This window comes from Cupriavidus sp. GW823-FHT06D04 (assembly GCF_058795055.1).
Genome location: NZ_JBXAHL010000054.1, coordinates 1 through 25,739, shown reverse-complemented (window position 1 = coordinate 25,739; position 25,739 = coordinate 1). Strand labels below are relative to the sequence as shown.

Annotated in this window: 21 protein-coding genes and 5 pseudogenes; 15 read left to right on the top strand and 11 right to left on the bottom strand. The window is 60.4% G+C overall.

Annotated elements, in window-relative coordinates; all coding sequences use genetic code 11:
* Positions 1-44 precede the first annotated feature (44 nt).
* From AC1Q7H_RS36290 to pdxR, 8 genes are all read right to left on the bottom strand, one after another.
* On the bottom strand, positions 45-695 hold the full coding sequence (locus tag AC1Q7H_RS36290) for a flavin reductase family protein (protein ID WP_492382323.1): 651 nt from the start codon (positions 693-695) through the stop codon (positions 45-47).
* Between the two features lie 33 nt (positions 696-728).
* Entirely contained in the window at positions 729-1,253 is a 525-nt protein-coding gene (locus AC1Q7H_RS36285) for a 3-hydroxyanthranilate 3,4-dioxygenase (protein WP_492382322.1), read from the bottom strand.
* Positions 1,254-1,280: 27 nt separating this feature from the next.
* Entirely contained in the window at positions 1,281-1,715 is a 435-nt protein-coding gene (locus tag AC1Q7H_RS36280) for a RidA family protein (RefSeq protein ID WP_492382321.1), read from the bottom strand.
* Positions 1,716-1,755: 40 nt separating this feature from the next.
* Complete coding sequence (locus AC1Q7H_RS36275; protein ID WP_492382320.1) at positions 1,756-3,357, bottom strand: MFS transporter; 1,602 nt, start codon at positions 3,355-3,357, stop codon at positions 1,756-1,758.
* Positions 3,358-4,073: 716 nt separating this feature from the next.
* Entirely contained in the window at positions 4,074-5,426 is a 1,353-nt protein-coding gene (gene gorA, locus AC1Q7H_RS36270; protein WP_492382319.1) for a glutathione-disulfide reductase, read from the bottom strand.
* Between the two features lie 509 nt (positions 5,427-5,935).
* Complete coding sequence (locus AC1Q7H_RS36265; RefSeq protein WP_492382318.1) at positions 5,936-6,964, bottom strand: hypothetical protein; 1,029 nt, start codon at positions 6,962-6,964, stop codon at positions 5,936-5,938.
* Between the two features lie 278 nt (positions 6,965-7,242).
* The gene (locus AC1Q7H_RS36260) at positions 7,243-7,947 is read right to left on the bottom strand and encodes a glutathione binding-like protein (RefSeq protein WP_492382317.1); all 705 of its coding nucleotides are present in this window, start codon (positions 7,945-7,947) and stop codon (positions 7,243-7,245) included.
* A gap of 213 nt (positions 7,948-8,160) precedes the next feature.
* On the bottom strand, positions 8,161-9,582 hold the full coding sequence (pdxR, locus tag AC1Q7H_RS36255) for a MocR-like pyridoxine biosynthesis transcription factor PdxR (protein WP_492382334.1): 1,422 nt from the start codon (positions 9,580-9,582) through the stop codon (positions 8,161-8,163).
* A gap of 97 nt (positions 9,583-9,679) precedes the next feature.
* Here pdxR and AC1Q7H_RS36250 point away from each other — a divergent pair, with 97 nt between their 5' ends.
* The 5 genes from AC1Q7H_RS36250 to AC1Q7H_RS36230 all read left to right on the top strand — a co-directional run bounded on the left by AC1Q7H_RS36250 (position 9,680) and on the right by AC1Q7H_RS36230 (position 17,185).
* Positions 9,680-10,147: a pyridoxamine 5'-phosphate oxidase family protein gene (locus tag AC1Q7H_RS36250; RefSeq protein ID WP_492382316.1), complete on the top strand. Its 468-nt coding sequence runs from the start codon at positions 9,680-9,682 to the stop codon at positions 10,145-10,147.
* 42 nt (positions 10,148-10,189) lie between these two features.
* Entirely contained in the window at positions 10,190-10,630 is a 441-nt protein-coding gene (locus tag AC1Q7H_RS36245; RefSeq protein WP_492382315.1) for a lipocalin-like domain-containing protein, read from the top strand.
* Positions 10,631-11,164: 534 nt separating this feature from the next.
* The gene (locus tag AC1Q7H_RS36240) at positions 11,165-12,403 is read left to right on the top strand and encodes an efflux RND transporter periplasmic adaptor subunit (RefSeq protein ID WP_492382314.1); all 1,239 of its coding nucleotides are present in this window, start codon (positions 11,165-11,167) and stop codon (positions 12,401-12,403) included.
* Between the two features lie 94 nt (positions 12,404-12,497).
* Complete coding sequence (locus AC1Q7H_RS36235) at positions 12,498-15,689, top strand: efflux RND transporter permease subunit (RefSeq protein WP_492382313.1); 3,192 nt, start codon at positions 12,498-12,500, stop codon at positions 15,687-15,689.
* 11 nt (positions 15,690-15,700) lie between these two features.
* On the top strand, positions 15,701-17,185 hold the full coding sequence (locus AC1Q7H_RS36230) for an efflux transporter outer membrane subunit (RefSeq protein WP_492382312.1): 1,485 nt from the start codon (positions 15,701-15,703) through the stop codon (positions 17,183-17,185).
* A 177-nt stretch (positions 17,186-17,362) separates the two neighbouring features.
* Here the strand turns inward: AC1Q7H_RS36230 and AC1Q7H_RS36225 are convergent.
* Positions 17,363-17,536, bottom strand: a pseudogene (locus tag AC1Q7H_RS36225) (LysR family transcriptional regulator); the annotation flags it as partial.
* Positions 17,537-17,827: 291 nt separating this feature from the next.
* Here AC1Q7H_RS36225 and AC1Q7H_RS36220 point away from each other — a divergent pair.
* The 10 genes and pseudogenes from AC1Q7H_RS36220 to AC1Q7H_RS36175 form a co-directional block, all read left to right on the top strand.
* Positions 17,828-18,472, top strand: a pseudogene (locus AC1Q7H_RS36220) (LysR family transcriptional regulator); the annotation flags it as partial.
* 576 nt (positions 18,473-19,048) lie between these two features.
* Positions 19,049-19,579 (top strand): carboxymuconolactone decarboxylase family protein, encoded by a 531-nt coding sequence (locus AC1Q7H_RS36215; RefSeq protein ID WP_492382311.1) that lies wholly within the window; start codon positions 19,049-19,051, stop codon positions 19,577-19,579.
* 44 nt (positions 19,580-19,623) lie between these two features.
* Positions 19,624-20,253 carry a nitroreductase family protein gene (locus tag AC1Q7H_RS36210; RefSeq protein WP_492382310.1) on the top strand — a complete coding sequence of 210 codons (630 nt, stop codon included), beginning with the start codon at positions 19,624-19,626 and terminating at the stop codon, positions 20,251-20,253.
* A gap of 187 nt (positions 20,254-20,440) precedes the next feature.
* Complete coding sequence (locus tag AC1Q7H_RS36205; protein ID WP_492382333.1) at positions 20,441-20,986, top strand: carboxymuconolactone decarboxylase family protein; 546 nt, start codon at positions 20,441-20,443, stop codon at positions 20,984-20,986.
* A gap of 129 nt (positions 20,987-21,115) precedes the next feature.
* The gene (locus AC1Q7H_RS36200) at positions 21,116-21,811 is read left to right on the top strand and encodes a glutathione S-transferase N-terminal domain-containing protein (RefSeq protein ID WP_492382309.1); all 696 of its coding nucleotides are present in this window, start codon (positions 21,116-21,118) and stop codon (positions 21,809-21,811) included.
* 181 nt (positions 21,812-21,992) lie between these two features.
* Positions 21,993-22,442 carry a GNAT family N-acetyltransferase gene (locus AC1Q7H_RS36195; RefSeq protein WP_492382308.1) on the top strand — a complete coding sequence of 150 codons (450 nt, stop codon included), beginning with the start codon at positions 21,993-21,995 and terminating at the stop codon, positions 22,440-22,442.
* A 207-nt stretch (positions 22,443-22,649) separates the two neighbouring features.
* Positions 22,650-23,606: an AraC family transcriptional regulator gene (locus AC1Q7H_RS36190; RefSeq protein WP_211983231.1), complete on the top strand. Its 957-nt coding sequence runs from the start codon at positions 22,650-22,652 to the stop codon at positions 23,604-23,606.
* Positions 23,607-24,022: 416 nt separating this feature from the next.
* Positions 24,023-24,529 carry a YkgB family protein gene (locus AC1Q7H_RS36185; RefSeq protein WP_211983229.1) on the top strand — a complete coding sequence of 169 codons (507 nt, stop codon included), beginning with the start codon at positions 24,023-24,025 and terminating at the stop codon, positions 24,527-24,529.
* A gap of 53 nt (positions 24,530-24,582) precedes the next feature.
* On the top strand, positions 24,583-25,068 hold the full coding sequence (locus AC1Q7H_RS36180; protein ID WP_492382307.1) for a RidA family protein: 486 nt from the start codon (positions 24,583-24,585) through the stop codon (positions 25,066-25,068).
* 24 nt (positions 25,069-25,092) lie between these two features.
* Positions 25,093-25,216, top strand: a pseudogene (locus AC1Q7H_RS36175) (IS110 family transposase); the annotation flags it as partial.
* Positions 25,217-25,238: 22 nt separating this feature from the next.
* Here AC1Q7H_RS36175 and AC1Q7H_RS36170 read toward each other — a convergent pair.
* Together AC1Q7H_RS36170 and AC1Q7H_RS36165 are read right to left on the bottom strand one after the other, a co-directional pair.
* Positions 25,239-25,385, bottom strand: a pseudogene (locus AC1Q7H_RS36170) (PLP-dependent aminotransferase family protein); the annotation flags it as partial.
* A gap of 9 nt (positions 25,386-25,394) precedes the next feature.
* Positions 25,395-25,661, bottom strand: a pseudogene (locus AC1Q7H_RS36165) (ISKra4-like element ISBte1 family transposase); the annotation flags it as partial.
* Positions 25,662-25,739: the final 78 nt, after the last annotated feature.

Sequence of the window (25,739 nt, the reverse complement as noted above, 5' to 3'; positions counted from 1 at the left end):
GGCGTCTGCACCGACCCTGTCTTCGACGTTTGCGCAGCCAAAACTCATTCTCGTGCAACGCCCACCGACGGCAAGTACGTAGGTACTTGGATACGTCGCCGATCCGACGTCCGGCAATAGTTCGGGCCGCCCAGACGTCCGACCGGATGAAACTGATCCACACGAATCCTCAGTTTCTCGTCGTCGAACAGATCGTCGCGGATATACATCGACACGATTTCGCCAAAAACGATCGAACGCTGCGCCGAAAATTCGAAGACCTTGTACAGCCTGCACTCCCAAGAGATAGGTGCCTCCGCGACACGCGGTACGGCCACGGATTGTGAAGGGGCCAGCGACAGCCCTACCGCTTCTGCCTCGGACAGATGGGCAGGCAGGTCGCTACCGCACTTCACCGCACGCTCCACAATGGCGTCGTCGACCATGTTGACGACAAACTCGCGCCGGTCCAGAATGTTTCGCAGCGTGTCCTTGACCTCGCCAGGCCTGTGGCTCTCGTCGCCATAGTGGTCCACCGCAATGGCGAACAGCGGTGGATCCTCGCCCATGTAATTGAAAGCGCTATAAGGAGCGGCGTTGCACATCCCGCTCTCGCCCAGAGTCGTTACCAATGCAATGGGGCGCGGGCCGACACTGCCAGTAATAAGCCAGTACTTTTGCCTGGTCGTCAGACCGGCCATCGCGATGCTTGTCATGGTGCTATTCATCTTGATGCGAGGTTGAGGAGGCTACGCTCCGCGGCCGGGATGCGCGGTGCCACAATGCGGGCAGCGCCGGCTTTCTTCGGAGGCGTAGAACGCTTCAAACAGGGGGGGCAGATCATCGACAATGCTGCGCAGCTGGACCTCGACCCGGTGGACCAGGCGGTCACAGCTCGGGCAGTACCATTCGAAGCCGTCCAAGACACCGTACGGACGCTGGCGCTCGATTACCAAACAAACGCTGCCTTCTTCTGGCCGCTGCGGCGAATGACGAACGTGGGGAGGCAGCAGGAAAATGTCCCCCTCACGAAGATCGACCCGCTCGCGCTTGCCGTCCACCATCAGGTTCAGGTACGCATTGCCCCTGAGCTGATAGAAGAACTCTTCGAGCGGATCATCGTGATAGTCAGTCCGCAGATTCGGACCGCCGACGGCGGTCACGATGAGGTCCGCTTCCGGCCACACCTGTTGGTTGCCAACAGGCGGCATCAGAAGGTGACGACGATCATCGATCCAGTTGTCGAACTTGAATGGCAGTCCATACTTCAGCATTGTCTTCTCCAATTCTCGTTTCCCGTATCAGTCTGCTTTCGTCTGGGGAGCGTAGGCAATGGCCTTAATCTCGATGGTCAGCAGCGGGTGCGGTAGCTGGTGTACCGCCACCGTTGTGCGCGTCGGACCGCCCTCGTCAAAGTACTCGGCATATGCTTCGTTATAGCCGCCGAAATCGTTCATGTTGACCAGGAATGCGGTGATCTCCACGACATTCTTGAGGTCCGCGCCCTCCGCCTGCAGGATGTCGCGGATGTTCTCGATCACTGCTCGCGTCTGCTGCCGGATATCAACCGTCGCCGTTCCGAAAGCGTCGGCGGATGCCCCGATGAAGGTGTTGTCGGGCCGCCTCGAACTGGTACCCGAAACGAAGAGGAAATCGCCAGCGCGCACCACATGGGGAAAACGCCCCCGGGGAGTTGCCTGACCTTGCACTAGTCGTGCCTGACCGGACTGCGTCATTAATTGCTCCAATGCTCTTGATGTTGAGGGAATACTCGCCTCACTGATTCAGGTCGACGTCCTTGGTTTCCTTCAGCATGACCATGCCGATGACAACCGAGACACCGCCCACGACGATTGCGTACCACAGCCCCCCCAGTACATCGCCCGATTTCACGGCGAGCGCCGTAGACATAAACGGAGCCAGTCCACCGAAGTAACCCGCGCCGATGTTGTAGGGAATGGAAATCGAGGTGTAGCGGATAGCGGCAGGAAACAGTTCCACGTAATAGGCGGACATCGGGCCATACGCCATCGCGCCCCAGATCATCAGGAGGAAAAGCAGGATGTACACCACCGGACGATTGATCGCCTTCGCGTCGGCTACCGGCGGATATCCTGCGGCAACGAGGGCCTCCTTGTAGGCTTTGGCGTCGAAGCCCTTGAACGGCTTGTCACCGATATAGGTCACCAAAGGCTCGCCAGCGAGACCAGGCTCAACGCGATACGACAAACCAGCCTGGGTCAGAAAGTCACGTGCCTTGTCGCACGGCGTATGGGCGTCAGAGAACATGCTGTCATTACAGTCGGAGGACGCGATGCGGATCGTCACGGTTTGCTGGAAGTGGGCGAGTCCCGGATTCACGGCCCTACTCAGTTGTGAGAAGATCGGGAGGAACGTCAGGACCGCCATGCCGCAGCCAATGAGGATGATCCACTTGCGGCCGACCTTGTCCGACAGCCAGCCAAAAAACACGTAGAGCGGCAGCGAAAAGATCAGTGCGACAACCAGATAGCTATACGCGTCGCTAGCGGGCACTTTCAGGGTAGACGTCAGGAAGTACAGGACGTAGAAGTTGCACATGTACCAGACCACGGCAACGGCAGCTTGCGCGCCAAACAGGACAGCCAGCATCCGGCGTACGTTTTGGCCGACCATGAGGCTATCGCGCAGCGGCGCGCTGGACGTCCGGTTTTCCGCTTTCATCCGCTTGAATACCGGGGACTCCGAAAGCGTCGTGCGGATGTATGTCGACACGGCCAGGAGCAACAGAGACGCCAGGAACGGCACGCGCCAGCCCCACACTGCAAAGTCCTCCGTCGAGATCCAGATCCGGCAGATCTGAGTGACCGCGAGCGACAGCAGAAAACCGAAGGTCGCCGTGGTCTGGAGCCAGCCGGTCGCGTAGCCGCGGCGACCGGACGGCGTGTGCTCGGCAATGTAGGCCGCAGCACCGCCATACTCTCCACCTAGTGCCAGCCCTTGAAGCAGGCGCAGCACGATCAGGATGGCAGGAGATACCCAACCAAGGGTCTCGTAGGAAGGCAAGAGGCCAACGCCAGCCGTCGAGACACCCATCAGCACCACCGTGGCAAGAAACGTTGCTTTGCGCCCCGCCTTATCGCCAAATCGGCCAAATACAATAGCGCCGAGCGGTCGAATAATAAAACCAATACCAAACGTCGCCAGCGAGGCCAAATAGCTGGCTGTCGAATTACCGGCGGGAAAGAAATGCGATGAGAAGAAAATCGCCAGACTTCCATAAAGGAAGAAGTCATACCATTCGAGAACAGTACCGACGCACGCCCCTACCACAACCTTGATCTCTTCACGCTTGGTTGCGCCACGCGTTCGCACATCCGCTGTTAGTTCGCTATTCATCCAAGTCTCCTCCACTTATCGGCTACAGACCACGGTGCGCACTTGCTACCGTTGAAGAGGAGTCTAAAAGCTGCGTTTTGCGAGCCATAATCAATCATGCGGGCATTGATATTCCGTGCTGTTATATCAGTCTTACAGCGCTGATTTTGTCGCTTTGCGCGCACTTTTCAGATACTCTGGCGTGGTGCACCTTAGGGATATCCCTCCCCCGTCTCACCGATGAAAGTCATGACTTGCCGCACCGCAGCATTACCCTCACACCATAGGCGCAATTTTCTTTTTCAACGTTCACATAAAAGCGTGATTAAGCTGAGATACGACATACTGTCCAAGCCAGTGCCAGAACCAAATGTCGGGCGCTGGGCGGCACTGCGGCCACGACAGACGGGCCTTTACCCTTTACCGTCACCGCTGGAAGGGGTGACGATTCCCAACGCCAGGGTGAAAACAGGCGCGGGTCGTACCGACTACAGTGACCGGGGCCTGCGCCACCTGGTAACCGGGCGGCGCAGAAGTTTCGGACCCAGCTGTCCGACCGGGATCCAGCGTTGTTGGACCGCGTGACGTTATTGCACCTCGATGCATTCGGCATGCCATTGGCAGGCATGCGACGGAAACCGCCGTTGCGCATCGAATTACAGACCTGCAAGACGCAGGAATCAGCAGCGATGGTTCTAGCCGCCTACAGAAGGCTGCAGATGCTGCTCTACCCAAATTCATCGCGGTTCGCGCAGCGTGACAAACTCTTCGGCGATCGTTGGATGGACACCGAGGGTTGCGTCCATGTCGGCCTTTCTTACACCCGACTTAATCGCAATCGCCAAGCCTTGAATGATCTCCGCAGCATCGGCGGCAACAATGTGCGCTCCAAGCACTCTGTCAGAGCTCGCGTCGACGACAAGCTTGATAAGCGCTCGCTCATCTCGAGACGACAACGCCGCCGTCATCGGCCGGAAGGAGCTACCAAATATCTTGACATTGGGGTACCTCGCCTTAGCTTGCGTCTCGCTCAGGCCAACAGACGCTGCCTGGGGCTGACTGAAGACTGCATTGGGGACGTTCTCATGTGAGATTGCTCGGGGTCGCCCACCAAACACCGTATCAGCGAATGCGTGCCCCTCTTGAACGGCCACGGGCGTCAAATTGACCCGATTAGTCACGTCGCCGACTGCATAGATGCCTGGGTTCGTAGTGCCGGAGAATTGGTCTACTTTAATAGCGCCGATATCGTCGACTTCCACACCAACCGTATCCAATCCAAGTCTGCTGGTGGCGCATTGACGCCCGGCAGCAATCATCAGCGTGTCGACTTCCAAGGTTGAGCCGTCAGATAGATAGACGGACATACCGTCGTGCGTACGCTCAACCGCCGTAACTTGGATGCTGCAGCGAAGGTCAACACCCCTGCGTGAAATTTGATCCGCAAGGTGATCTCTCAGTTCATCGTCGAATCCCCGGAGAATCTGCTCCCCGCGATGCAACTGGACAACCTGCGCCCCCAGTCCGCTAAAGATCCCTGAGAATTCGCACGCGATGTAGCCCCCACCAATTATTGCTACGCGGGACGGCGCTTTCCGTAGGCTAAAGATGTCATCAGACGTCGCCATGAACTTGGCTCCAGGAATATCAGGCCGAACTGGTGCCGCGCCGGTCGCGATGAGAATGGTTTTGGCGGTGATGATCTGATCATCGACCAGGATCCGATTCGGGCCGTCCAGTTCCGCTCGGCCTTGAAAGACCGCGACACCAGCCCTATCGAGCAGCCCTCGGTATACGCCCTCCAGCCGATCGATTTCCTTGTCCCTGGCAGCCACCATGCGCGGCCAGTCGTGAACATAGGGGCCTTCGATGTTCCATCCATATCCCCACGCGTCCTCGAATGCGCCGCGAAACTGAGACGCATACATCATGAGCTTCTTCGGAACACAACCCCGGATCACACAAGTGCCTCCCAGCCGATACGCCTCAGCGATACCAACCCTTGCGCCGTGCGACGCAGCGATACGACTGGCACGAACCCCACCGGACCCACCGCCAACTACAAATAGGTCAAAATCAAAACCATGCATGTCTATACTCTCATTGACTAAACAGTGTGCACTTGTAAGTCGGTCACACCGGGTTCTATCCAAGTTCAGCAAGCACAGAAAATCCAAATCTAGCTTCAGATGAAGTGCCGTCCCGCCGATATTCTCTTTGTAGACAGCACCGTTATCCGTATCCCAAACTCAGGAATCCAACGGAAAAAAACACGGTGAATTAAAATGTTGGAGGGAACGCGCAGATATTTGTTCCAGTGTTCACTTGTAGATTCACAGCGTACGATCCAACCGACAATTGGAAATCTAGGCATACCGAGACAAAAAATTCTTCTCACGAGTTCGAATATCCGATATTGGCTGCATGACAGACGGCATATGCGACACAATGAATTTCCGTTAAACGTTTCTGCCATCGGCACGAGACGGCTTCCGTAGACCAGAACAGGTCAAAATTCCCGTTTGCGCCGGTCCTGAGCGGTGTAATCGGCTGAACCCCGGCGAATGCAATTGTCGATCTTCCAGGCGCATACTGGGCGTCAGATCCGTACCCCAACCATGCCGGTAACGACTACCGCAGCCCACAGCGATGCGGCGCCAATCAACGTCCAGCAAATGACATTGGTTCGAGGCATGGAAACTCCGTGAGCCAGCATGACCGTGCGCAGGCCGCAGATGATGTGGCTAAGGATCAGCCACACGCCCAGTGAATAATGCGGGATTAGCCGCACATTCCAGGAATCGGCGATGAGACCATTCGGCAGCCCGGTGGCCCATGCATAGTCCGTATCGGTGCCGAAATATCGCGCGAGGATAAACACCGCGTTGATATGCGACGCTATGAATATCACAAGATAGGCACCCGATGCCGTTTGCAGCGTACCAAGGAGATCCCGCTTCTCACCCAGCTTCGGCAACAACAGCACGAGACCGCTCACGATCTGGAATAAAAAGAGCGCAATCAGGATAGGTTCGAGCCATCCGGCGCGATAGAGGTGACGCAGGACCAGCATGACCGCCTTGTGCGTGTCCGTGCCGAAGATGCCGATCGCATGATTGCCAAGGTGCGGGAAAAGGAAAACGAGAATGATTGTGGCCGATGCGACGCCATGCATCACCCGCACCGGCGCCAAGCGGCGTGCCGCGCGCGCACTCTTATCGACGGTCGGGCTCGTCAGCAAGGCCAGCATGGCGGCACAGAGCACCGCGGCCCAGATACCCAGCCAGACTTTTTCGTCTGCGCCGCTTATTTTCATCAGATAGAGGAAGACTCCCACGATGACAAAGAGCGGTGGTGAAGCAAACGTGAAATGGGCGAGACGCTGAAGAATGACGCCGCGTGAGGTTGGCGCCGGTTGTCGTCCGAGGGAACACAGGCTGACGAAGGCGCTTATCGGAACTGTGAGGACAACTGCAAAAGCCGCCAAGGCGGCGAACGTATGATGGGCAGCGGCCGCGTCGTAAAAACGTGCAAGATACCAGGGATAACCCAGCGCCAGGACGGCGGGGGCCAAATGCCAGTAGGAATGCACAGCTGGCGAGTTGTTTGCAGTTGCGACATGCGTCATGGTCCTAACTCTGGTTGCAGTGGCAATGCGCAAGACTAAAGTCACGCCGTGCCAATGGGGGATTGTTGGTCGCCTGATCCGCGGCTAACGCCGCAACCAGAATTGGGATGACTAGTTTCCTCGCGATCGCCCTATCGCTTTGAGAAAACACTTCCGCCGTTCGAGCGAGAGGGTCCGCTGAAGGCCGCCGTCCCACTGGCTAATCGACGGAAATCGATCGGCTTTGCAACACGAACGTTTGCGCGGTAACCGGATTTCGACGGACGATGGGGAGCGTCTCAGCCGCGGCTGGGTATATCGATACCCTTCACAACGGCTGGACGCTCGATGAACGTTTTGTATACCCGCATGACGTGCGGAAAATCGTCGATGCCGACCAGATCGCCGGCCTCGTAAAAGCCCACCAGATTGCGCACCCATGGAAATACGGCCATGTCGGCGATCGTGTAAGCGTCTCCCATGATCCACGTGCGTCCGGCGAGCCGTCCGTCGAGAACGTTGAGCAAACGGCGTGACTCGGCGACGTAACGGTCGCGCGGGCGCTTGTCCTCATAGTCCTTGCCGGCGAACTTGTTGAAAAAGCCCACCTGACCGAACATCGGGCCGATGCCGCCCATCTGGAACACCAGCCATTGGACGGTTTCATAGCGGCCGGCGGCGTCCTGCGGGATGAACTGCCCGCTCTTGTCGGCCAGATAAAGCAGAATAGCGCCCGATTCGAACAAGCCGAGCGGCTTGCCGCCGGGGCCGGCCGGGTCAAGGATGGCCGGGATCTTGTTGTTGGGATTGAGCGACAGAAATTCCGGCGACATCTGATCGTCGGTATCGAAGCGCACAAGGTGTGGTTCGTACGGCAGTCCCGTTTCTTCGAGCATGACCGAAACCTTGATGCCGTTCGGTGTCGGTAGCGAATAGAGCTGGATGCGCTCAGGGTGCTGTGCGCGCCATTTGCGGGTGATCGGGAAGGCGGAAAGTTCGTTCATGGGCGTCCTTCAAAAGAAAAGCGACGACAAGCCGGGCCGCGGCGCAATCTAGGCGTAGTCGACACCACTGCTTATCGCGGATCCTCTCGACGGGGCTATGTTTAAGGAGCCTTCATCCTGCCGCACTATGGTCCAGTAGCAAAGGGCCATGAGTGGCCCAGATTTATAGGCCATGGCACTTGCGAAATCGTCAGGATCGAATTGCGGGCGCGCTCAGATGAGCTTCAAGATGCGCCTTCCGAGTTTCTCGGCGGTGCTCTCGGAGTCGATGTTGGTGAAGCCGAGCAGCAAGGCAGGTTTTACCTTTTCGCTGATGCTCCAGTTGGTCAGCGCGTGAGCAAACATGCCATGGCTCCGTATGCGCTCAGCGAGCGAGCAATCCGATCCTTGACCCTGCATGCGTAGAACTAGATGCATTCCTCCCGGCTGCGGCTCGATGCGCATGTGCGCTCCTAGGGCTCGCTCCAGTCCGTTTGTGGCGGCTGCCCGGCGCTCCGCATACAGCTTTCGCATGCGCTGGATATGACGGGCAAAATGTCCTTCCGCTAGAAAGGCGGTGACGATGGCCTGCGTTAGTTCAGGCCCGCCGCCCGAGAAAATCTGACTGATCAGTTCGAACCGTTCAACCTGCGCTTCCGGTACCACGAGGTACGCAAGTCGAATGCCGGGAAACAGAACCTTGCTGAACGTGCCCGCATAGAGAACGCGCCCGTCGCGATCGAGGCTCTTGAGCGCGGGCAACGGACGGCTCACATACCTGTATTCGCCGTCGTAGTCATCTTCGACGATCCACGCCTGGCTTCGAGATGCCCAATCAAGCAGTGCCAGGCGCCGATGCAACGATAGCGACACACAAAGTGGACTCTGATGCGCCGGTGTAACGACTGCCGCACGCGCGCGCGACGCGATTCTTACGCCGTGCGCGACGACCAGTCCTTCCTCGTCCACCGGAACGGGGGTGACCACAATGTTCGCGTGTTGCAGCAACTGTCGAGTGGGCGGGTAGCCGGGATCTTCGACCCAGACCCGGTCCCCTGCATTGAGAAGCGCGTGGACGATCAACTCCAGCGTGTTGCGATATCCGGACGTAACGAACACTTGTGATGGAGAGCAGGTAATCCCGCGCGCGACCTGGAGATAGGTGGCAATTGCAGTCCGCAACGGCTGCAGGCCGTGTGCAGGCGGATAGATCATCTCGGGAATCTGGGTGGCACGTATGCATCGCGCGCCTAGCCGGGCCCAGATTTTTCGGGGAAATGCGTCTAGCGCGGGCAGTCCCATCTGCAGTGGCAGCATCGACGTAGGGCGCATCTTCACCGTACCCGCGGCGTAAACCGGCGGCTGGACTGCCGGCGGTACCGGCAACCGGGGCTTCAGACCCGGCGTGACGAAAGTGCCCGCTTGGCCGCGAGGCTGAAAGTACCCCTCGGCGATCAACGTCGCATAGGCAACGTCAATGGTTCCTCTCGACAATCCCAATTCCTCGGCCAGTGCGCGGGCCGATGGGACCCGATCCCCAGGCGCGAGAAGACCGTCCGCAATGGCTCCGCGGAACCGGGCATAGATCTGTTGGTACAGAGGCTCCGTGGAGGCCGTGTCGAGTTGGGGAAACTTGCCTGTCTGTGCGTGAATCATGGCTTGGTCGATATGGCGAATCATGGCTCTGTCCACCATGCCATCGCTTTCGTAGTATAGACCCCGGTAGCACTCCGCAGCCGCAAACTTGAGGTCCATGATGCCGATTCTTACCACCGACATGCTCGATGTCATTCAACGCGCGATCCTTTCGTTCGTCGCGACGGTAAATGACGATGGAACGCCGAATCTTTCGCCGAAGGCGTCGCTATTCGCGCAAAACGACACGTTATTTTTCGCGGACATCGCCTCGCCTCAGACCATCGAAAATCTCCGACGCAATCCGGCGATTTCGATCAACGTCGTCGATGTCTTCACCCGGCGCGGCTATCGCTTCAACGGTATGGCCCGGATCCTACCCACCGCCGATCCTGAAAGGACGTACGTCGCTGAGTGGGTTAGGCAGACGAACGGCCCGGACTATCCGGTGAATCACGTCGTCCGCATCGACGTGCGCGAGGCGCTGTCGCTGCTGTCGCCGGCCTACCGCTTCGGAGCGGGGGCTTCGGAAGAGGCCCTTCGCGAAGTGTATATGGCGAAATACGGTGTCCAGAAACGGGATTGAAGCACGCCACAGCAGCCCATTGACGGCCCTGCGGGTCGTGGGATGGCCGCCCAAACCGGGACGCTGAAGGAACAGGTTGTCGGAACGTCGGCCTACGTATCGGTCGATACCGTGCGCCCGGACGGCAGTCGGCGACCGATGTACGGCACCAATCCGCAAGGGCTCGCGGTTTTCGACGGGAGCGCCCACTATATCCTGATGACATCTCGCGCCGATATTGCAAAATTTGCGTCCGCCAACCGAATGGAGGGCACGCCGGAGGAAAACAAGGCCATCGCGCGAGGAATGATCGCTCACTTCGGGACCTATACAGTGAACGAGGCCGACAAGACGATCACGTTCCATGTCGCCACCAGTTCGTTTCCGAACTGGAACCGAGTCCAGCAGAAGCGACCGTTCACCATTAGTGGAGACCAACTTAAGTGGACGACGGCGGCTTCGAGCGGCGGCACAGCGGAAGTGGTCCTGCAGGGACTGAGATGATGCCTGAGCGATCAATTGGGCAAGCCCATAGTGTCACAGCTTGGCCGTTAAAGATGGATACGGACCACCGCCAGGTCGGTAAATACTGCGATTAGCTATGAAACTCGTGAAATCCAGTTGGACATACGACGGAATCACAGCCTGCGCCGAGAAAACAATATCCGGCCTTATGCGGCATCACGCAAGAGATCCGATCAAGAATGACATCTATGCGTATTGGGCACAGGACGCATTTTTTTTGGTCGGAACTGACCGCCGGACTGCGCCGCTCACACGACTTCGCACGCCTGAAGGCATGCTGCAGAACGAGCAGCCACCGCGGGTGGATCAACGGCAAGACCGCCGACGGCCTGCTGCACCTGATCCGGCGGTGGGATCTGGCGCGAAAGACGGAGATTCTGGCTGAGTTCGAAGCCTGGCAGGCGCGCTTGAATTCCACCGCGGCCGGCTAGCCGCGAGGCAGGCGGGGAGCGTTCGGCCCGAATTTTTGCTTTTCCAGTTGAAGAAACCCGACGAAACACGGAGTTAAGAAAGATGAATCACAAGTCTCGACGCATGCTGATCGCCTTTGCCATCGTGGCAATCCTTGGGGGGGGCGTGGCAACCTCGGTACTGCGCCCATGGCACGGAGGGGAAGCCCAGGCCAACACGCCGCCGCCGGCTCCGGCCGTCGAAGTGGCATCGGCAGTGGGCCAGACCATCACCGAATGGGATGAGTTCTCGGGCCGCATCGAAGCCGTGGACCGCGTGGAAATCCGTCCGCGCGTTTCCGGCACGATCGAAACGGTGCATTTCCGCGAAGGCTCGATCGTGAAGAAGGGCGACCCGCTGTTCACAATCGATCCGCGTCCGTACGCCGCAGAAGTGGCGCGCGCCGAAGCGGCGCTGGCCGCGGCCCAGGTACGCGCTGCGCACGCGCAGACCGAGAAGGCCCGTGCGCAACGCCTGCTCGACGACAACGCAATCTCGCGTCGCGAATTCGACGAGCGCATCAACGCCGCCAGCGAATTGTCGGCCGATGTGCGCGGCGCGCAGGCTGCGCTGGAAGTGGCGAAGCTGAACCTGAGCTACACGCGCATCGTTGCGCCGGTCTCGGGCAAGGTCTCGCGTGCGGAAATCACGGTGGGCAACCTCGTGGCGGCCGGTGCCGCGTCGCCGCCGCTGACCTCGGTGGTGTCGGTCTCGCCGGTGTACGCGAGCTTCGATGTCGACGAGCAGAGCTACCTGCGCTACACGCAGCCGGGCGCTGGCGGCGGCAAGAACGACCTGCCGGTATTCCTGGGCCTGGCCAACGAGGACGGCAACCCGCACAAGGGTCGTATCCACTCGATCGACAACCGGCTCGACACGCGCAGCGGCACCATCCGCGTGCGTGCCGTATTCGACAACGACAATGGCCGTCTGCTGCCGGGCCTGTACGCGAAGGTCAAGCTCGGTGGCGGTTCGCCGCACCCGGCCGTGCTGATCAACGACCGCGCCATCGGTACCGACCAGGGCAAGAAGTTCGTGCTCGTGGTCGACAAGGCCAACAAGCTCGTGTATCGCGAAGTCGAACTCGGGCCCACGTACGAAGGGCTGCGCGTGATCCGCAAGGGTCTGCAGCCGGGCGAGAACATCGTCGTGAATGGCCTGATGCGTGTGCGCCCCGGCGACACCGTGGCACCGAAGGCCGTGACGATGGCGTATCGCGGCGAACTGGAGCCGCGTGGCACCACGCCCGACCGCAAGCAGGCGGCGGACGAGGGGAGAGCCCACAAGGCCAAGGTGAGCTGAGCCCGCCCGACACCGAACTGATTTTTTCCCCTGCAGTTGTACATGGCGTCCGCTCCGGCGGACCGCCAGGGGGACTGCTTTCGCCGAGACCAAGATGAATCTCTCGAAATTCTTTATCGATCGTCCGATCTTCGCGGGCGTGCTGTCGGTGCTGATCTTCCTGATCGGCGCCATCTCAATGTTCAAGTTACCAATCTCGGAGTACCCGGAAGTGGTGCCGCCGTCGGTGGTAGTGCGCGCGCAGTTCCCGGGCGCCAACCCGAAGGTAATCGCCGAGACCGTGGCCACGCCGCTGGAAGAGCAGATCAACGGCGTCGAGGACATGCTCTACATGAACTCGCAGGCCAATAGCGACGGTAACCTGACGCTGACGGTGACCTTCAAGCTCGGTACGGACCCCGACAAGGCCCAGCAGCTGGTGCAGAATCGTGTCTCGCAGGCCGAACCGCGCCTGCCCGAAGACGTACGCCGCCTGGGCATCACCACGGTCAAGAGCTCGCCGGATCTGACCATGGTGGTCCACCTGGTCTCGCCGAACGACCGCTACGACATGACGTACCTGCGCAACTATGCGCTGATCAACGTGAAGGACCGCCTCGCGCGGATCCAGGGCGTGGGCCAGGTGCTGATGTTTGGCTCGGGTGACTACTCGATGCGCGTGTGGGTGAACCCCGAGAAGATCGCCGAGCGCGGGCTGGCCGCGTCCGACGTGGTGCGCGCCATCCGCGAACAGAACGTGCAGGTGGCGGCCGGGGTGATCGGCCAGTCGCCGTCGCTGCCAGGCACCGACCTGCAACTGTCGGTGAACGCACAGGGTCGTCTGCAAACCGTGGAGGAGTTTGGCGACATCATCGTCAAGACTTCGCCTGACGGTGTCGTCACGTACCTGAAGGACATCGCGCGCATTGAACTCGGTGCGTCGGAATACGCACTGCGTTCGCTGCTGGACAACAAGTCCGCAGTGGCGTTGCCGATCCGCCAGTCGCCGGGCTCGAACGCGATCCAGATCGCGAATGACGTGCGCAAGACCATGGCCGAGCTGAAACAGAATATGCCGGAAGGCGTGGACTACAGCATCGTCTATGACCCCACGCAGTTCGTGCACCACTCGATCGAGGCCGTGGTCCACACGCTGTTCGAAGCCATCGCGCTGGTGGTGCTGGTGGTGATCCTGTTCCTGCAGACGTGGCGTGCGTCGATCATCCCCCTGCTGGCGGTGCCAGTGTCGATCGTCGGTACGTTCGGCCTGATGCATGCATTCGGCTTCTCAATCAACGCGCTGAGCCTGTTCGGCCTGGTGCTGGCGATCGGTATCGTGGTGGACGATGCGATCGTGGTCGTGGAGAACGTCGAACGGAACATCGAGGAAGGGCTGTCGCCGAAGGAGGCCACGTACAAGGCCATGCGCGAAGTGAGTGGCCCGATCATCGCGATCGCGCTGACGCTGATTGCCGTGTTCGTGCCGCTGGCCTTCATGACGGGCCTGACCGGTCAGTTCTACAAGCAGTTCGCGCTAACGATCTCGATTTCGACGATCATCTCGGCGTTCAACTCGCTGACGCTGTCCCCGGCACTGTCCGCGTTGCTGCTGAAGAGCCACGATTGGCCCAAGGACTGGCTGACGCGCGGCATAGACAAGGTATTTGGCAAGTTCTTCGCCCGCTTCGACCGCTTCTTTGGCCGCAGCTCGGACAGCTATGGCCGTGGCGTGAAGGGCGTGATCCGCCGCAAGGGTTCGGTGTTCGGCGTCTACGCCGTGATGCTGGTGGCCACCTGGGGGGTCTTCCAACTCGTGCCGAAGGGCTTCGTACCGGCGCAGGACAAGCAGTACCTAGTGAGCTTTGCCAAGCTGCCTGATGGCTCCACGCTGGATCGTACCGAGGACGTGATCCGCCGCATGTCGGAGATCGCGCTCAAGCATCCGGGCGTGGAATCGGCCGTGGCCTTCCCGGGCCTGTCGATCAACGGCTTCACAAACAGCCCGAGCGCCGGCATCGTGTTCGTCACGCTCGATCCGTTCGAGAAGCGCAAGAGCGCGGAGTTGTCGGGCAATGCGATTGCCGCCGACCTGAACAAGCAATATGGGGCGATCCAGGACGCGTTCATCGCCGTGTTCCCGCCGCCGCCGGTGCAGGGCCTGGGCACGATCGGCGGGTTCAAGATGATGATCGAGGACCGTGCCGCACTGGGGTATGACGAGCTGTTCAATGCGACCAATGCGTTCATGACCAAGGCGCGCGCCACGCCTGAACTGGCCCGCATCTTCAGTAACTACCAGGTAAACGTGCCGCAACTCGACGTGCAGCTCGACCGTACCAAGGCCAAGCAGCTGGGCGTGCCCGTGACCGACGTTTTCGAGACGCTGCAGACCTATCTAGGTTCATCCTACGTGAACGACTTCAACAAGTTCGGCCGTACGTACCAGGTCAAGGTGCAGGCGGATGCGCAGTTCCGCCAGCACGCCGAGGACATCCTGCAGCTGAAGGCGCGCAGCAGTTCGGGCGAGATGGTGCCGCTGTCGTCGCTGGTGAAGGTCAAGCAGAGCTTCGGCCCCGATAGCGTGACCCGCTACAACGGCTTTACCGCTGCCGACATGAACGGCGGCCCGGCACCCGGTTTCTCGTCGGGCCAGGCACAGGCGGCTGCCGAGCGTATCGCGGCGGAGACGCTGCCCAAGGGCATCAGCTTCGAATGGACCGAACTGACCTACCAGGACATCCTGGCGGGCAATGCGGGTGTGTGGATCTTCCCGCTGTGCGTGCTGCTCGTGTTCCTGGTGCTGGCTGCCCAGTACGAAAGCCTGACGCTGCCGCTGGCCGTGATCCTGATCGTGCCGATGAGCCTGCTGGCCGCCATGACTGGCGTGTGGCTCACGCGTGGTGATAACAACATCTTCACGCAGATCGGCTTCATCGTGCTGGTCGGGTTGTCTGCGAAGAACGCGATCCTGATCGTGGAATTCGCACGGGAGCTGGAACACCATGGCCGCACCGTGGTGCAGGCTGCCATCGAAGCCAGCCGCCTGCGTCTGCGCCCGATCCTGATGACGTCGTTCGCGTTCATCATGGGTGTGGTGCCGCTGGTGGTGTCCACCGGTGCCGGTGCGGAAATGCGCCATGCGATGGGCGTGGCCGTGTTCGCGGGAATGCTGGGTGTGACGTTCTTCGGCCTGTTCCTGACGCCGGTGTTCTACGTGGCACTGCGTCTACTGGCCACCCGCAAGCAACGCCATGAGGCGGTGTCGACGGCTGCTTCGGCCTCGCACGTCGTGGCGTCCGCAGAGTGATGGTGAAAGACATGAACAACAACGTGATGAAGCAGTACCTGCCCAAGCTTGCCACCCTGGCTGCCGCGCTGGTGCTGGCGGGCTGCTCGCTGGCGCCGACGTACAAGGTGCCGGAGACGGCCACCGCTGCGACGTTCAAGGAAGCCGAGGCCGCCGCCACCGAGGGTGCGCAGTGGAAGACCGCCGCGCCGGCCGAGGGCCAGCAGCGCGGCGACTGGTGGAAGGTGTTTGGCGATGCCGAGCTCGACCGCCTGATCGACGCGGCCAACGCGCATAACCAGGACCTGGTCGCTGCGGCGGCCCGCCTGAAGCAGGCGCGCGCGTTCACCGGCGCCACCGAGGCGGACATGTATCCGCAGCTGACGGCGGGCTTCGATCCGACCCGCACGCAGCCCTCGGCCGCCTCGCAAGGGCTGCCCGATGGCACGCGTGTGCCGGCCCGGACCGTGTACAAGGCCCGTTTGTTTGCCAACTACGAGCTGGACCTGTTCGGCCGCGTGGCCAGTAGTGTGAACGCGGCACGTGCCGAGGAGCAGGGCGCCGCGGACCTGTACCGTTCGGTCCAGCTCGCGCTGCAAGCCGATACGGCGCAAGCCTACTTCGCACTGCGCACGCTCGACAGCGACCGCGAGTTGCTCAACGCGACGATCAAGTTGCGCGAGGACGCGCTGTCGCTGCTGCGCAAGCGCTACGAAGCGGGTGAGACGACGGATCTGGACCCGGCACGCGCCGAAGCCGAGCTCGGCACCGCGCGTGCCGACCTGGCCAGTACCGAGCGCCGCCGGGTCAACCAGGAGCATGCGCTCGCCGTGCTGACCGGCGTGGCGCCGTCGCAGTTCGGGCTGGCCGCGAGGCCGCTCGACACCGCGCCGGTGTCCGTGCCGGCTGGACTGCCGTCGGAACTGCTCGAACGTCGCCCCGATATCGCTGCTGCAGAGCGCCAGATGGCAGCGGCCAATGCGCGCATCGGCATCGCGAAGGCAGCGTTCTTCCCGCGCATCTCGCTGACGGCGTTGTTCGGGTTTGAGTCGTCAGACCTGTCGAACCTGTTCAAGTGGTCGTCGCGTACTTGGATGCTTGGGCCGCTGGTCGGCACTACCGTCGCGCAGACCGTGTTTGACGGTGGCCGCAACAGCTCGAACCTGGCCGGTGCCCGCGTCGCACATGAGGAAAGCGTGGCGCGCTACCAGCAGACCGTTCTGGTGGCCTTCCGCGAAGTGGAAGACAGCCTGGCCGATGTGCGCTGGCTCAGCCAGCAGGCCACGGCGCTCGACGGTGCGCTGGCCGGGGCGAAGCGGGCGCAGCGCACCTCGCGCAGCCGCTACGATGCCGGAGCGGTGGACTACCTGACCGTGATCGACGCGGACCGCACAGTGCTGCAGTCGCAGCGCGATGCCAACGCTGTGGCCGGCCTGCGCGCGGCGGCTGCGGTGTCGCTGGTGCGTAGCCTGGGCGGTGGCTGGGGTCCGTTGCCGGAGTCGGTTGCCAAGAACTGATCCGGTTAGTATGCCTCTGGCAGGCGCCCTCTCCCGTACAACGGGCTTGCCTTTACCCACATCTCGGTTGGTACGGGAGGTTGTAAACCTGCGCCCGCTTGGGGCAGCGCCCTGGCCGTGGGCCTGTTCCACCTGCACCCGCATGTCCGACTGGCCGCCTTCCCGGCCAAAGACCTCATGCACCAGCAGGCCGAAGGGTACGTCCGGCCCGTATCCGATCAGATACTCCCCCGCCAGTTTGCTTGGGCGGACCCAGCCTTGCGTACTGAGCCGGTGACCGGCGGGAATCAGCGCCACGATCGGGTTCTTCACCAGCAAGCGCGATTCCAGATTCGGGTGCGCGAGCGGCATGTTCGATACCCCCAGGTCGGCCTGCCCGGAGATCAGCCCCCGCAGCATGTTGACAGGAATCCGCGCGCCGCCGCCGTATACCGAAGCAAGAGCGCCACCGCTTCGCAAGCAAAAGACCACTACCTGTCAAGGGCACGGTACGGGGAACTTTTCTTTACGGGTCAATAGCTTGGACACGTTCGGGTCATTTGATAGCTGTGTTTGATATCGGTGTGACCCATTTCACGGTTTGCGACATACGTAACGGTCGGAGAATGCGCTTAAGTCTTACTCCTTTCTAAAGCTCTCATCATGGATCGTCTAGTCTCAATGCAGGCATTCACTCGGGTGGTGGATGTAGGCAGCTTTGCGGGCGCAGCGGAGTCGCTCGACCTGCCAAAGGCCACGCTCACCCGCTTGATCCAGAAGCTGGAGACCCATCTGGCCGTCAAGCTGCTGCACCGGACCACGCGACGCATCAGCGTGACCACCGATGGCGCCGCCTATTACGAACGCTGCGTACGCATCCTGGCAGACGTCGAGGAAGCGGAGCAGTTGCTGACGCACCATAACAACTCGCCGCGCGGCACGCTGACGGTGGACACCACGAGCGGGCTCGCGAAAATGGTGTTGATGCCGCAACTGCACGACTTCTTCAATGCGTATCCGGAACTAAAGCTCGAACTGACCAGCAACGGCAAGCCGATCGACCTGCTCAAGGAAGGCGTGGACGTGGTGCTGCGCGTGGGTGCGCTCGAGGAATCGATGGTGGCGCGTCGCATCGGCCGGCTGAGGCTGGCCTTCTATGCGTCGCCGATCTATCTGCGCCACTTCGGCACGCCTCACGATCTCAGGGAGCTGGCGCAGCACAAGGCGGTGAATTTCCTGTCGAACCGCACCGGACGCGCGACGCCGTGGCCGCTGATCCGTGGCGGCGAACGCAGCGAAGTGCTGCTGGCCTTCGTGGGCTGCTGATCTTTTCGCGGCATCCGCATTTCGGCGCGGCAGCGCTGCAACTCGCGGCCTGATCACCGATCGGTTTTGCTCCCTTCCGCTTGTGCAGACCGGAGACTTCGCTTACCCATGTCCTCGCACACCTGTCGCCTAATGAGCCAAATAGTGGCTGCCGCCTTCGTACTCCACTTAACGCGCTATGCGTAAGGAAGCGTGCCGACTCACGCCCAGTGACTTCCACCGGCGCACTCTGGTCGTCGTCACCATGGATGCCCAGCTTGGGGGCACGGTGAAAGACTCCAGGTCTTCGAGGAAATCGGTGGCGTACCGGGCTTCGGCGGTGGCAATCACCGCGCGGGGTGCCGGCCTGGTACGTCATGTGCGAGTACCGCTGCTGCATGACCCCATCCGGGAACCGTACCGCAAACGTCGCGCTTCATTGCCGCGCCGAAGGTGGAGGATGGGTCGCCTCGTTGTTTTGATCCTTTTGGGCATTTTATTGATCAAAGGTAGTCTCGAAATCGGTATCGGGTACGCCTAAAGTGGAGGCTCCTAACCACCTGATGAAAGGGTCGCACCATGAGCCGTATCGCTATTCCCGCCATCGAGTCCGCCACCGCTGATATCTACGCGCAGGTCAAGAAGATTGCCGGTGGCCGTGTCCCGAACACGTACGCCGCCTTGGGCCACCTCGCGCCGGCCTCTTTGGCCGCGCTGCTCAACGCCCAAGGCGCACTGGCCTCGGGCAGCCTGAGCCAGCAAGACCTCCAAACCATCAAGCTGTTGGTCAGCGTGAAGGCGGGTTGCGACGTTTGTGTGGCCGCCCACAGCTTTGTGGGCAAGATGGTGGGCCTGCCGGTCGATGCCTTGCGCGCCATTCGCGCGGGGCAAGCCACGGGTGACGCCAAGCGTAATGCCTTGGTGCGCTTCGTGTCCCACCTGCAGACCACCAGCGGCACGATCAGCCAAGATGAGTTCACTGCCATTCGTGAGGCCGGCTACACCGACACCCAGTTGGCTGAGATCTCGTTTGCCATCGCGCTCGCCATCTTCACCAGTACCTTCAACCGTATCAACGGTACCGACGTCGACTTTCCGGCCGTAGAGTGAGCCGCCTTGCCGGACAGCCTATCGCTTCACCCATAGGAATAACCATGACCAACGAAACTACCAATGCTGTCATCGAATGTATCTTGAGCCGCAGCGCCGCCAAGTATTACGACCCTGCCGCCACCTTGAGCGACGACCAAATCCGCGAGCTGGTGCGAATCGGCACCGCCGCGCCGACATCCTTCCACATGCAGAACTGGCGCTTCATCGCCGTGCGCACACGTGAAGCCAAGGCTCGGCTGAGTCCGATCGCCTGGAATCAACCTGCGATCACCGATGCCGCCGTTACCTTCATCGTCTGCGGCCAATTGGCCGATTCCAGCGTAATACCGGAACGCCTGGCTCCGTTGGTTGAAGCAGGCGTTATGCCGGCAACGATGGTGCCTGAATGGGAAATCCCCGCACGCGATCTGTACATGGACTACCCACAGCGCCAGCGCGACGAGGCCGTACGCACCGGCACCTTCGGCGCGGCGGCGATGATCTATGCGGCCCGCTCGCTGGGCCTGGGTTCGACGCCGATGATCGGTTTCGATGCCGAAGCGGTGCACCGCGAGTTCGGACTGGCTGCAAACGAAGTGCCGGTCATGCTGTTGTCCATCGGGGCAGAGCGCCCGGGAAACTGGGCGCAGAAGCCGCGCCGTCCGGTGGACGATGTGTTGGATTTGGTATAGGTGCGTCGCGGCGGCAGTGATCGCGCCGAACGACTAAGTGGCCTTCAAGCGGGAGGCGGCCGCAAGGTACCTCCTACTTGAAGGCATGACCAGCTTCGACCCAAGACTCGGGCACGAAGTAAGCCGAGGGATGGTTCCCACATGGACTTTCCCCAATTAGCAAAACGCGTAACTCACGGAGATTATGATGGCAAGAACTGTAGCTCTAAAGCCGGAACAGGTACCGGCCGATTCGAAACCGACTCTCGATGCGTTCACCAAGAACATCGGGTTCACCCCAAACATGATGGCGAGCTTCGCGCAGAGCCCGATTGCGTTCAACGCATGGGCCACTCTGCTCGGCTCCTTGAGCAGGGCGCTCGACGTGAAGACGCGTGACGGCATCGGTCTCGCTGTCTCCGAAGTGAATGGCTGCAACTACTGCCTGACAGTTCACAGCTTTACGGCCGAGCATATGGCCAAGCTGTCGGCCGAGGAAATCATTCTCGCTCGGAAGGGCCACGCCAGCGACCCGAAGCGGGACGCCGCCCTCCAGTTTGCGCGCAAAGTCATCGAGACCCGCGGCCAGGTCAGTGACACCGATCTGAAAGCTGTGCGCGATGCCGGCTACACGGATGCGAACGTCATGGAGATCGTCGCGCTGGTGTCCATGTACTCCCTGACGAATTTTTTCAACAACGTGTTCGACCCCGAGAAGGACTTTCCTGCCGTCACACCGGCTGGCTCGATCTGAACTTTATCCGGCCGCATCGACCCTCTCCGAGGGTCCTAGCGTAACGCCAGAGCCCGTAAGCACCCGGGAAAGAGTTTTGGGAACGCGTCCGGGCTTTTCGTATGTGCCGACAAGTCTAGGAGGAAGAAAGTGACACTCAATCATCCAATTTTCACGCGCTGGCCGGTGCAGTACCCCGATCGGCTCCAGCTCTTTTCCTTACCGACGCCCAACGGAGTGAAGGTCGGCATCATGCTGGAGGAGACAGGCCTCGCCTATGAGCCGCACCGCATCGACATCATGGCGAATGAGAACCACGGTCCGGCCTTCCTCGCGCTCAACCCCAATGGCAAGATCCCTGCGATCTACGATCCTGACGGTCCGAGCGGACGGCCGCTGGCCTTGTTCGAATCGGGAGCGATCCTGATCTATCTCGCCGACAAGACGGGGCAGTTCCTCTCCACCGATCCCGGCACGCGCTACGAAACGATCCAGTGGCTGATGTGGCAGATGGGCGGTGTCGGACCGATGTTCGGCCAGGTTGGCTTCTTCAACAAATTCGCCGGCAAAGACTATGAGGACAAGCGCCCGCGCGACCGCTACGCAACCGAATCAGCGCGGCTGCTCGGTGTCCTCGACGAACGGCTCGCAGGCCGCGACTGGGTGATGGGCGCTGACTACAGCATCGCCGATATTTCGTTGCTTGACTGGGTGCGCAACCTGATCGGCTTTTACGAAGCGCGCGAGATTGTTGGCTTCGACCGCTTTCTTCATGTGCAGATGTGGCTCGATCGCGGCCTCGCGCGTCCGGCGGTGCAGCGCGGGCTCGAAGTGACGGCGGCCTAGCCAGAAGCCCGGAGAGGGAAGGCTTCTGCAGGCCCCACGAGCTGCGTAGACGCCGTTGCAGCGAACGGTACTTACCAATAGTCACGGGCCAAAGACGGGCGCAACATTCACGCAGCGACAATTGACCGCCATAGATGACGGCCAGTGCATGAATGCACATCTCTTATTTCAGGAATATTCTATGCAATCAGTCGAGATCAAAGCCATTGATAACTACGATTTTGATATGTGGCGTTCGCTGTGGAAAAGCTATCAGCGATTTTACGAAGTGGATATCCCCGAGTCCGTGACGCTCAATACCTGGAGGCGCTTCTTGGACCCAGACGAACCGATGCATGCAGCGCTTGCCATGGTGGGCGAACAAGCATTGGGGCTGGTGCATTCGATCTACCATCGATCTGCCTGGACGACGGGCGACTACTGCTATCTTCAGGACCTGTTTGTTGCTGACAATGCGCGTGGCGGCGGCATCGGTCGCTCGCTGATCGAGCATGTCTATGCGGAAGCGCGACGTCGCGGGGCGTCCCGTGTGCACTGGCTGACACACGAATCCAACCATAACGGCATGCAGCTTTACGACCGCATCGCTGATCGCTCGGGTTTCATCCAGTACCGAAAGCTATTGGCCTAACCCGCTGATGCGGGTACTGTCCTCAGGACTCGTTCGGCGCATCGCTATCCTCCATGATCCTGGCTGGGTCGCGATAGATGGTTGCAATCGAGCAGCTCGGCCGGTGCGCAACGTGTCCGATCAGCTCTTGCACTGAGGCCATGTGGTGCGTACAACCGGTGTGCAATCGCAATAAGACGCTTGAGCGTATCAAGTTCCCGAGGTCCTATGTCCCAAGTCGACTGGCTGAGCCATCTCTTGCAAATGATCAACATCACTGGCCAGCTGGAGGTTCGCTGCGTCTACGGTGCGCCATGGCGTGTGGCCTGGGATCAGTCCGCGGCGCACGAGATTCCCTACCACGTCGTGCTCAAGGGCCGGGCCATTATTGAGGATCCGGGGACGGGGACGGCCAGGGAGCTAGTGGGTGGAGATATCGCGCTGTTGCCTCACGGGTCGGCGCACGTGCTGCACGATGGCAGCGGACATGCGCCGGGTCTTACCTACAATCGCCAAGGTTCTGCAGGATGGACGCTCAGCGAGAATGACGGCCAGGGCGAGCATCTGGACATGTTGTGCGGGCGATTTTTCATCGGGCCGCCCCACGATCGGCTGATTCGCGATTATCTACCCACGACTCTCGTAGTACGGGCCATGGACGGCCGTGGTGAAGAGGGCATCGTGTCCGCTTCGAACCACCTGGCCAGTCTCGTGGGGCTGATGCGCATGGAGTCCACCGGCGATAAACCGGGCGGATATGCCATGCTCAACGCGCTTAGCTTCGCGCTGTTCACACTGGTACTGCGCGCGGCGAGCGAATCCGAACAGGCCCCGGCAGGCTTGTTGGCGCTTGCCGGCCATCCACGACTGGCCCCGGCCATTTCAGCCATGTTCGCCGATCCGGCGCGACCCTGGAACCTGTCTGATCTGGCCGACTTGTGCAGCATGTCACGCGCCACCTTCATGCGGCACTTTCAGGCCAATCTGGGGCGCTCGGCCAACGAACTGCTGACCGATATCCGGATGAGCCTGGCCGCCAACGAGCTGAAGAAGCCGGCAATGACCGCGGAGGCTGTGGCCGACTCAGTCGGGTATCGATCCGTATCGGCATTCCGGCGTGTGTTCACCGACAGGATGGGGATGACGCCGGGGCAATGGCGCCGCCTGGCGCGCGAAGCCGAGTAATGCGCTTCGCTTTCCGTGTGCAGCTTCGATGAGGCGCTAGATGCGCCGGCGCAAGGCAGGCCATTCCTTCGAGCGGAGCTCATTCGGGTCTGGGTCTAGCAATGATGCGCGGTCCAACATGCACGCCCAGTAGCAACTACCCAGATCCGTGGCGGATCGGAATGTCGTTGTCGTTCTGTTTCGTTCGGGAAAGTGATCCACGACGCGCTCGTCTATACCTGCAAGCACCTGAATCTCGATCTCGACAGACGGCTTGCGTCGTGCCGGGCCGTGCCGCGTTTGGGGGGATGGATTGCCTCGCTGTTTTGATCCTTTTTGGCATCTTATTGAGCAAAGGTAGTCTCGAAATCGATATCTGGTGGGCCTACAGTGGAGGCTCCTAACCACCCGATGAACAACTTGAAGGGGAAACCCCAATGATCACTCGTGCAAATCAGTTTCGTCTACAAATCGCTGAAAAGAGCGTTGGATCGCTCTCTCTTCTGGCCCTGCTCAGATGGGCGCTGGTCGCCATCTTTCTTTGGTTCGGTGGAATGAAATTCACCGCTTACGAAGCCAACGGCATCGCTCCGTTCATCGCCAACAGCCCCATCATGAGCTGGTTGCACGCCGTGTTCGGAGTTCAAGGGGCAAGTTACGTTATAGGTGTACTTGAGCTGTCGACCGCAGCAGCGCTGATTCTCGGAGCCTTCCAGCCCATTTTCTCCGCATTGGGAGCGGCGATGTCGGCTGCGACCTATCTGATCACGCTCACCTTCTTCTTGACCACCCCCGGCGTAGCAGAAGCGACGGCGGGTGGATTTCCGGCCATTTCAGCTATGCCTGGCCAGTTCCTTCTTAAGGATCTCGTTCTGCTAGCTGCATCGCTTTCTCTCCTTCTGGCTTCCGTACAGGGCTCATGGCCCAACGCTCAGAAGTCATGAGGTAAACAAATGACCCGGACATCCGGGCCGGCTTATTCAACAGGAGATCAGATATGACCAACACGACCGCAGCGAATGGAAAAGAGGCTGCCTATCACGGTGTGCCGGCGGAAGACGACTACGGCTATGCACAGGCGATCAAGATCGGAAACATGATCTATGTGTCCGGCCAGCTCAGCCACGACGACAAGGGCGGCATGATCGCGCCTGCTGCGCTCGATGAAAACGGCAAGCCAGCGGACTTCTCGATGATGGCGGAGCAGATGCGAGTGACCTATGCAAACGCCGCAAGGATCCTGGCACAGTTCGGAGCCACCCTCGACCACGTGGTGGAAGAGACGCTCTATGTCCTCGATGTCGATGAGGCGTTTGCAGTAGCGGGCAAGGTGCGCAAAGAAGCCTACGCCAACGCGCGGCCTCAGTGCACCAGCAATCTGATCGGCGTATCGAGGCTGGCCTTTCCGGAGCAGCTTATTGAGATCGTCTTCAAGGCGGTGCTTGCCGACGTGCACGAGCGGCACCCCGTCGGACCAGCTTGATGAACGGCACGACAGGCCAGCGACACGCTGGTCATGGAGGCCTGCGCCGGCACCCATTTGTCTTGCGCGAGAACTGCGGGCACTCGGCCACGATGCCAAGCTAATCGCACCGCAGTACGTCAAGCCGTTTGTGAGAGGCAGCAAGAACGTGCGACGCCCCTAGCACCGCGCTAGCAATATCGGTCAATGATCTCGAACAGACGACAGCATGATGTAGCGAGGTGGGGTTCAGGCGCCGTCGCAACCCCAAGTAAGAGACCGGGTAAGGCCCAGGATGGAGTCGCGAACCACGCAGATAAAGGAGACCGCGCCAAACCGGGGGCTGACTAAGCGGCAAGGCGGTGGTCTTCTTCTCCGGCGATGGAGGGATACCATCGCTCAACGTAGGACCGGAGCTGGTTATTGAGCACGGCGGTCCGGAGGTGCAGCAGGTTGTGCGCGTGCCGAGGCCGCCAGGCCATCTGCTGCCGTTTGACGAATCGCTTGCTGACCACCTGGTTGACGGCCGACTCGACAAAACCTGATGCAATGGGCTCCCCACGCCGATAGCGGTCACCGTAGTTCACGATGAAGTGCCGGTTGTTGTCCAGGTATGAGCCTGTCAGATTTCTTGTGTGTTGAGGTCATGAGACGATATCGAAAGAAACGCCCTTATGACCGAAACAACAAGC

Bases quoted from the DNA above. Each gene is read 5' to 3' on its own strand.
- AC1Q7H_RS36290 (WP_492382323.1), bottom strand. From the start codon at position 695: ATGACAAGCATCGCGATGGCCGGTCTGACGACCAGGCAAAAGTACTGG.
- AC1Q7H_RS36285 (WP_492382322.1), bottom strand. From the start codon at position 1,253: ATGCTGAAGTATGGACTGCCATTCAAGTTCGACAACTGGATCGATGAT.
- AC1Q7H_RS36280 (WP_492382321.1), bottom strand. From the start codon at position 1,715: ATGACGCAGTCCGGTCAGGCACGACTAGTGCAAGGTCAGGCAACTCCC.
- AC1Q7H_RS36275 (WP_492382320.1), bottom strand. From the start codon at position 3,357: ATGAATAGCGAACTAACAGCGGATGTGCGAACGCGTGGCGCAACCAAG.
- gorA (WP_492382319.1), bottom strand. From the start codon at position 5,426: ATGCATGGTTTTGATTTTGACCTATTTGTAGTTGGCGGTGGGTCCGGT.
- AC1Q7H_RS36265 (WP_492382318.1), bottom strand. From the start codon at position 6,964: ATGACGCATGTCGCAACTGCAAACAACTCGCCAGCTGTGCATTCCTAC.
- AC1Q7H_RS36260 (WP_492382317.1), bottom strand. From the start codon at position 7,947: ATGAACGAACTTTCCGCCTTCCCGATCACCCGCAAATGGCGCGCACAG.
- pdxR (WP_492382334.1), bottom strand. From the start codon at position 9,582: ATGATTCACGCACAGACAGGCAAGTTTCCCCAACTCGACACGGCCTCC.
- AC1Q7H_RS36250 (WP_492382316.1), top strand. From the start codon at position 9,680: ATGATGCCGATTCTTACCACCGACATGCTCGATGTCATTCAACGCGCG.
- AC1Q7H_RS36245 (WP_492382315.1), top strand. From the start codon at position 10,190: ATGGCCGCCCAAACCGGGACGCTGAAGGAACAGGTTGTCGGAACGTCG.
- AC1Q7H_RS36240 (WP_492382314.1), top strand. From the start codon at position 11,165: ATGAATCACAAGTCTCGACGCATGCTGATCGCCTTTGCCATCGTGGCA.
- AC1Q7H_RS36235 (WP_492382313.1), top strand. From the start codon at position 12,498: ATGAATCTCTCGAAATTCTTTATCGATCGTCCGATCTTCGCGGGCGTG.
- AC1Q7H_RS36230 (WP_492382312.1), top strand. From the start codon at position 15,701: ATGAACAACAACGTGATGAAGCAGTACCTGCCCAAGCTTGCCACCCTG.
- AC1Q7H_RS36215 (WP_492382311.1), top strand. From the start codon at position 19,049: ATGAGCCGTATCGCTATTCCCGCCATCGAGTCCGCCACCGCTGATATC.
- AC1Q7H_RS36210 (WP_492382310.1), top strand. From the start codon at position 19,624: ATGACCAACGAAACTACCAATGCTGTCATCGAATGTATCTTGAGCCGC.
- AC1Q7H_RS36205 (WP_492382333.1), top strand. From the start codon at position 20,441: ATGGCAAGAACTGTAGCTCTAAAGCCGGAACAGGTACCGGCCGATTCG.
- AC1Q7H_RS36195 (WP_492382308.1), top strand. From the start codon at position 21,993: ATGCAATCAGTCGAGATCAAAGCCATTGATAACTACGATTTTGATATG.
- AC1Q7H_RS36190 (WP_211983231.1), top strand. From the start codon at position 22,650: ATGTCCCAAGTCGACTGGCTGAGCCATCTCTTGCAAATGATCAACATC.
- AC1Q7H_RS36185 (WP_211983229.1), top strand. From the start codon at position 24,023: ATGATCACTCGTGCAAATCAGTTTCGTCTACAAATCGCTGAAAAGAGC.
- AC1Q7H_RS36180 (WP_492382307.1), top strand. From the start codon at position 24,583: ATGACCAACACGACCGCAGCGAATGGAAAAGAGGCTGCCTATCACGGT.